Origin of the sequence: Bowmanella yangjiangensis, from assembly GCF_017255015.1 — a bacterium.
In the GTDB taxonomy this organism is placed as follows: Bacteria; Pseudomonadota; Gammaproteobacteria; order Enterobacterales; family Alteromonadaceae; genus Bowmanella; species Bowmanella yangjiangensis.
Genome location: NZ_JAFKCS010000280.1, coordinates 1 through 1,044 on the forward strand (window position 1 = coordinate 1; position 1,044 = coordinate 1,044).

Annotated in this window: 2 protein-coding genes; both read right to left on the minus strand. The window is 44.3% G+C overall.

Annotated features, from left to right (window positions below):
• Positions 1-27 precede the first annotated feature (27 nt).
• Positions 28-420: a hypothetical protein gene (locus J0A65_RS23975; RefSeq protein WP_206596779.1), complete on the minus strand. Its 393-nt coding sequence runs from the start codon at positions 418-420 to the stop codon at positions 28-30.
• Positions 421-547: 127 nt separating this feature from the next.
• The coding region (locus J0A65_RS23980; protein WP_206596780.1) for an HAD family hydrolase at positions 548-1,044 on the minus strand (497 nt) is incomplete at its 5' end.

The window sequence follows — 1,044 nt, forward strand, 5'->3', positions numbered from 1 at the left end:
CGGAGTGAGCGACAGTTGAGCGCATTGTTATACGCCAGTTCGACGCTGCGCTTTTTCATTGGTTTCTAGCCGCTTTCCGCCTTTGTATGAAGCATATGAGCCGTAGAAGAAAGCAAGGCCCAGTACTGCAAAAATAGTGACGCCATAATTGCTTCCAGTGATGACCGGTGCGATGCCAATGATGAAAAACACTAGGCCGCATATGAAGTTAAAGATTGCGCCATTTTTGTATGTGTTACTTATTTTCTTAATGCTTTGCTTTGATAGGGATAGGTATTCTTCAAGGTCAGTGACGGCTTGCTCGCATGAATTTTTACATGCGCAGATTCCGTTCACTAGGGAAAGGCAATCACGGCATATTGCCTTGTAGCAATTCTTACAAGTTGCTACGGCCTGAATTTCATGGTTGTGGCACTGCATGATTGCTCCTTACGTATAACGCCTAGTAGAAAAAAGGGGACAGATTTATTTTTAGACCAGTGGCGCTGTACCATAAATAAATCTGTCCCCTTTTCCTGGTCCCGATTCTAAGGAATACGCCAATGGGTTATGAGCGAAGCGTTGCAATTAAGCGTTTAGGATTACGTAGTAGATCCAGGCTATCCAGAATGCTTAAAGAAACAACGTCAGCGCAGGCCTGTGTCGCTGCTGAAGCACCTTCTCTTTGAATTAATGCAACACCGACAGCAGCTGATTGCAGCATTTTCCTGTCGTTCATGCCATTGCCAATTGCGAAAACGTTTTCTGCGCCTAGTGCAGAGATAAATTCAAACTTTGCTTCTGCCTGGTATTCAAGCGGGATAATTTTTAGTTTCACTGGCAGCTCGGAAAGCTGGTTTTCTGCAATGCCAAAAGTGTCGGCTGTGATAACGTAAATATCTACATCAAGTGCAAGTGCGGTAAGTGAGTCGCGCACGCCAGGTAACAGCACGCCATCTAATGCGAGAGTCCCGTTATAGTCACATACGATGTGGCTAATCTGTAGATCTCTAAATCCTGGAATATGTACTTCTATCATGTACTGATTAAACCTAACGTTTGGTT